This window comes from Bradyrhizobium sp. LeoA1Lang (assembly GCF_055413685.1).
Window position 1 is genome coordinate 1 of record NZ_JBVAPG010000305.1, and the last position, 4,719, is coordinate 4,719.

The following is a 4,719-nucleotide window of genomic DNA, read 5'->3' on the forward strand; positions in this document are numbered from 1 at the left end:
CCTATCCTTATCGCCATCCTTACAACTATCTTTTGACATGGTGACCTCGTGACGAAACAATCCACGAGATCTTCCTAGCCGACCAGATCAGCCCTCAGTGCGTGGTCGCCGGATGACGCTCACGGATAAAAGCCGCTCTCGGGGCCAGGGCTGAAGCGCAATGCGACCACCAAATCAGGCCAGTTCGCCGCGCTACTGCCAACGGCAAAGAACAGAGCTGTCCCTTCCGCTGATCGGATCCCAAGATCCTCACTTAGAACTGCCTGATGCACGTATTCCGAATACATCGACGGCAAACCACCGACGCTCGCCTTCACAGCGTACTGATCGCAGCAAAAAACTAGCTCTGTCATGCCCTCGCTCATCAGCCTACACAAATCACCATCATAATTTTCCGCCGAGAAAAATCGACAGCCCGGGCGGATCAGCCGAAGGCGTAATCTGCCGCTCACTCTCCGTACATCGGCGGGCTATGCTTCGCTAACCCGCCCTACCCACTGAGGCTCGGTCCCAGGGAACCCCTCTGCGTCGGAGGCGTTGAAGCGACGGGCGGGCGGAAGCCGTATCACGACCTCATCGTCGCTTCGGCAAGACAGGAGAGCGCGATGAAACGAATGCTCATCCTTGCGGTCCCTCTGTGGCTTGGCGTGTCTGCCGCCGCTCACGCGCAGGTGAGTTCGTCGGTGGGCACGCAGCCGACCCCTCAGGTCAGTGCTCAAACCGGCGCGCAGGTCAACTCCCCGACCAACGCGGTGAGCACGGTGACCGGCGCGATCGTGCCATCCGGCCAGGGAGTGACCGGGGCAACGGGAGGAAGCTTCAGTAGCGTTGCGCCCGTGGCGGTGCCCTGTTCGGCCGGCGTATCGCTGAGCGCCAATCTGACGGCGTTCGGCTGCGCGTCCGATCCGCTCGGCGCCCCAACCTACCAGATTCCAGCGGAGGCAGGCGCTACCGCGGTGACAACGGGACCTGTGGGCGGCATTGGCGCCAACACGCAAACCGTCACGCCCAACGCCACGTCGGGCGCGGGTAGCGCTGGCGGCGGCGCCTCATCGAGCTCGCGCTGTCTCGGCGCAATACCGTCAACGGCCGGCAACGCCGGCTCAGCCGATCTCTTCGGCGGCATCGGCGGGTGTTAGGACCGTGGGGCGGATTAGCCGAAGGCATAATCCGCCGCTCACTCTTCGCACGTCGGCAGGTTACGCTTCGCTAACCCGCCTTACGCTCGCGTTGCCGCTGACGGCCGCAAAAGGCAAGTCGGTGTCATCCCGGTCCTGAACCGCTACAAGTAAATCGGGTGCAGTCCTGGTAGACACCCCGACACTCGAACGATGGTAGCTGTTTCAGATGACGGCAGTCGCGATATCGCGCACGACAGCTATTCACGCATTGCTGCTTGGCGGTCCGAGCGGCTGCCAATGTAGCAGTGGCGAGATCGGACTCGCGCGCATTGAGTCTGCCAATACTCAAGGACAGAGGCACTGCCAGGAGTGCGCAGACGACGGCAAACGACGGCTTGGTGCATTTCATGGCTCAGCTCTCGTTTGGGGCGGGCGGGTCGTTGCGTGGCTGTTCCGCTTGCCGGACGCGGTAGAGATGAAGCGAGCGTCAACGTCGGACAGCCGGATCTCGTCCGATAAGCCGTTCGCGTTGAGCCCGCCGCGCGGGGCTTCTTTATGTCAACTCGACCTCAGTGCGGCGGCGGCCAGCGGCCTGGCTGCGTGTAGAAAAAGGCAAAGCGCGGGTTGATCCCGCAATACGAGAACGTGCCGGATGCGCTCGCCGCGCATTGTTCGTAGGTCCAGAAGTGGCAAAGGCCCGGAAGGCCCCAGTCCTTTCCCTGCAGGCAGTAAGGATAGTCCTGCGCAGTGGCTGGCGAGATTGCTCCCGCCGCTGCTGGAACGGCAATGGACAGGGCGAATATGAGACGTCGCATGAGATGCCTCCTGAAGATGGGTGCCTGGTTCCACGGAGGAAGTCGCTCTTGCGATATCGCCGAAAAGCGGCGCGATCGATTTCGAACTCATCGAGCACAGGCCCGAAGGTGCGCACCAGGGACGGAAAGTCGTCGCGATCCGTCCGAGAAACCGGGCGCCCGGCCAGCATGAGCCCACTCGAAGCGGCGCGCTATGCGGATTCGGCATCTGCGCGGCTCAACGGTCGGCTTGCGAAGCCGTCAGATCGTAGTTCATCGGCGGGTTACGCGGAGCCTGTCATCGGGCCGCGCGAAGCGCGGACCCGGAAAAACGCTCTACGAAGCACCGCTGCATCCCTATACCGCGGCGCTGATGGCCGTCATTCCTGTCATGGCCCCCGGCGAGCGCCACGACCTCTGGTTTCAATATCGCATCCGACCAAAGCCCAATTGTAACGGCGATAGGCTGTCGCCCCGACTTGACTAGCGGAAGCGGCCGGCCGAGGTCGCCTTAAATTCTCCCTCATGCCCGCCTTGTCTTGATCGACACGGCGACGAGAACTATCCTCCCAACAATCTCGGACTGCCGCACTCATTCCGTTGCTGCAAGACTGAATGGAGAGCGCATCGGTGGCTGACACGGACGACCCGAAGCCGGACGAACCGCAGGGCATGCCGCGCGCCGATGGCGAGCTGGCCCGGGCCTATGAACGGATCAAGAGTGCCGGCGAAGACCTTACGCGGCTCGACCGATTGGTCTCCGGATTGGAGCGCGGCGGCGATAGCCAACCGATCCGGCAGGAAGGTGCCGGCACAGAGCGATCCGACACTGCCACCGTGAACGAGGCACCAACGTCGGAGAACCCGGCTCGCGACCCGGCGCCGCGACGGGGTCGCCCCGTGCTGCGAGCCCTCGCGGGCCTTCTGTTGGCGATAGGCATCGCTGGTGCCGCGCTCGCCGCGCGATATGGCGATGAGGCCAAGGCGATCATGGCGCGATGGACGCCGCACGTCTCGGCACTGCCTCCAGAGGCGGCCGAGCGTCGCGATCCGGCGAAATCGCTGGTTGTCCAGGTAGCAGACGCGGCTGAACAGCCTTCCGCGCCGGCGCCCGCGAGCCCCAAGGAAGCGCCGGCGCCTTCGAACCCCAAGGAAACGAAAGACGCTCCGCCAGCCGGCGCCACCACATCCGCCGCCCCGGCATCCGTCGATGTGGCGCAATCGCTCAAGACCATCGCGCAGGGCCTTGTGAGCATTAACAATAAGCTCGAGCAATTAAAGAGCAGTCACGAACAAACGCTTCGCGAGCATGCCGACTCTATTCAACAGCTCAAGACGGCTCAGGAGCAGAATGCCCGAGACAGCGCGCGCATCGCCGAGCAGATACAGGCGCTGCAAGGGCAGCTCGCCACCCTGTCCGCGAAACCCTCCGCGCCGACCGTGAAGAAAGAGAACAATGTGGCCGCGCGCCCGCACGGGCCCGCCGCAATCGAACCTCGGCGGCCCAGACGGCCGCCAGCGCCTTGGATGCCCCCGCCGTATACGGTCGACCCCTATGACGATCCCTATTGGTGAGCCGCAGCCCGTAGGGCGGGTTGGCCGAAGGCGTAATCCGCCGCTCACTCCAGCGCGTCGGCGGGTTACGCTGCGGCAACCCGCCCTACGCACTTCACGTCGCTTGCGTCACGCCGCCTTGGCGGTCTTTTCCGGCGGTGAGGTTTCCATCGCGCGCATATAGAGATCGAGCAGGGATTCGCGCTCGTCGCGCTCTTCCTTATCTTCCTTCCGCAGCTTGATGATCTCCTTGAGGATCTTCACGTCGAAGCCTTCGCCCTTGGCTTCCGAGAAGACCTCCTTCTTCTGCTCGTTCAACTCCTGCAATTCGGTGTCCAGGTTCTCGATCCGCTCGACGAAGGAACGAATACGCCCGCCGGGAATGGTGATGTCAGACATGGTGCCTCTTTGCTGAATGAGGTCGTGAAAATGGGCTTAAAGAAATAAACAATGCGTTAACCTCGGGGCTCGCGGAAGCGGCCCCCGCCGGGCCAACCGCTTGGCGGATTTGAGCCTCAGCCGAGCAAATCAATCCCAGTCGACTTGAGTCGAAACCTCAGCATTCCCCGTAATTTCCCGATGGGGGATCACCCGGATTCTCCGCCGTCATCCGAGCTGCTATCGGTAGGCTGCGAGGTCGCTTGCCGCAGGAGGCGGAACATGGCTGAACTGTATTTCCATTGCTCCGACGCCCAACACGTCTTGATCGATGAATGCGGTCACGCGATGGACTTGGCCGAGGCACGCGAGCATGCGGAAGGCCTGGTGCGCGCGCTCATCATGACGCCCAGCGAAGAAGATTGGCGCGGCTGGATCCTGCACGTCACCGATGAGCTCGGCGACGAAGTCCTCGTCGTGCCGTTCGCGTCCGTGCTCGGCAAGTCGCACTGAGCGCCGCCATGCCGCTCGCCAAAGCCTCCTGGAGGCCGCTCCGCCGGCGCCTGCACGCGATCGTCGCAAGCTGCCACAAGCTGATCGGAACCGTCTGCAACCCCTATCGGCCTGAGCTTCACTACATGCGAGGGCGCGGCCCGAAGTGGCACGCCAAGGACCGGGTTTCTTAGAGCGTGATGACGTTTCTTCGAATCGTCATCCCGCTTTAGCTTTTTGTTTGCGCATGATCTTTTCGGAAAACCGGTCTCCACTTTTCCGGATCATGCTCTAGGTCGCGTGGACAGTTATGTTAGCCAGAGCAGAGTTGCGGCGATAGCGACGACAGCGAAGTAATTTCGTGCGGTTTTTTCGTAGCG

General features: G+C 62.6%; 7 protein-coding genes. 4 read left to right on the forward strand and 3 right to left on the reverse strand.

Annotated elements, in window-relative coordinates; translation table 11 throughout:
- Positions 1–119: 119 nt before the first annotated feature.
- A complete protein-coding gene (locus ACZYOF_RS42255) occupies positions 120–353 on the reverse strand; it encodes a hypothetical protein (RefSeq protein WP_463719439.1) in 234 nt (77 codons plus the stop codon).
- A 252-nt stretch (positions 354–605) separates the two neighbouring features.
- Here ACZYOF_RS42255 and ACZYOF_RS42260 point away from each other — a divergent pair, with 252 nt between their 5' ends.
- The gene (locus tag ACZYOF_RS42260; protein ID WP_463719440.1) at positions 606–1,139 is read left to right on the forward strand and encodes a hypothetical protein; all 534 of its coding nucleotides are present in this window, start codon (positions 606–608) and stop codon (positions 1,137–1,139) included.
- A gap of 551 nt (positions 1,140–1,690) precedes the next feature.
- On the opposite strand, the gene ACZYOF_RS42265 is transcribed toward ACZYOF_RS42260, so the two are convergent.
- Positions 1,691–1,936 carry a DUF3551 domain-containing protein gene (locus tag ACZYOF_RS42265; RefSeq protein WP_463719441.1) on the reverse strand — a complete coding sequence of 82 codons (246 nt, stop codon included), beginning with the start codon at positions 1,934–1,936 and terminating at the stop codon, positions 1,691–1,693.
- Between the two features lie 594 nt (positions 1,937–2,530).
- Here ACZYOF_RS42265 and ACZYOF_RS42270 point away from each other — a divergent pair.
- A complete protein-coding gene (locus ACZYOF_RS42270; RefSeq protein WP_130584064.1) occupies positions 2,531–3,490 on the forward strand; it encodes a hypothetical protein in 960 nt (319 codons plus the stop codon).
- A gap of 108 nt (positions 3,491–3,598) precedes the next feature.
- On the opposite strand, the gene ACZYOF_RS42275 is transcribed toward ACZYOF_RS42270, so the two are convergent.
- A complete protein-coding gene (locus tag ACZYOF_RS42275) occupies positions 3,599–3,868 on the reverse strand; it encodes a DUF2312 domain-containing protein (protein ID WP_130584065.1) in 270 nt (89 codons plus the stop codon).
- A gap of 261 nt (positions 3,869–4,129) precedes the next feature.
- Between ACZYOF_RS42275 and ACZYOF_RS42280 the strand changes: the two genes are divergently transcribed.
- Together ACZYOF_RS42280 and ACZYOF_RS42285 are read left to right on the forward strand one after the other, a co-directional pair.
- The gene (locus ACZYOF_RS42280; protein ID WP_463719442.1) at positions 4,130–4,360 is read left to right on the forward strand and encodes a DUF6894 family protein; all 231 of its coding nucleotides are present in this window, start codon (positions 4,130–4,132) and stop codon (positions 4,358–4,360) included.
- Positions 4,361–4,368: 8 nt separating this feature from the next.
- A complete protein-coding gene (locus ACZYOF_RS42285) occupies positions 4,369–4,533 on the forward strand; it encodes a hypothetical protein (protein ID WP_463719443.1) in 165 nt (54 codons plus the stop codon).
- The last annotated feature ends 186 nt before the right edge of the window (positions 4,534–4,719 follow it).

Coding starts and splice junctions, on each gene's coding strand:
- ACZYOF_RS42270 (WP_130584064.1), top strand. CDS start 2,531: ATGGAGAGCGCATCGGTGGCTGACACGGACGACCCGAAGCCGGACGAA.
- ACZYOF_RS42275 (WP_130584065.1), bottom strand. CDS start 3,868: ATGTCTGACATCACCATTCCCGGCGGGCGTATTCGTTCCTTCGTCGAG.
- ACZYOF_RS42255 (WP_463719439.1), bottom strand. CDS start 353: ATGACAGAGCTAGTTTTTTGCTGCGATCAGTACGCTGTGAAGGCGAGC.
- ACZYOF_RS42260 (WP_463719440.1), top strand. CDS start 606: ATGAAACGAATGCTCATCCTTGCGGTCCCTCTGTGGCTTGGCGTGTCT.
- ACZYOF_RS42285 (WP_463719443.1), top strand. CDS start 4,369: ATGCCGCTCGCCAAAGCCTCCTGGAGGCCGCTCCGCCGGCGCCTGCAC.
- ACZYOF_RS42265 (WP_463719441.1), bottom strand. CDS start 1,936: ATGCGACGTCTCATATTCGCCCTGTCCATTGCCGTTCCAGCAGCGGCG.
- ACZYOF_RS42280 (WP_463719442.1), top strand. CDS start 4,130: ATGGCTGAACTGTATTTCCATTGCTCCGACGCCCAACACGTCTTGATC.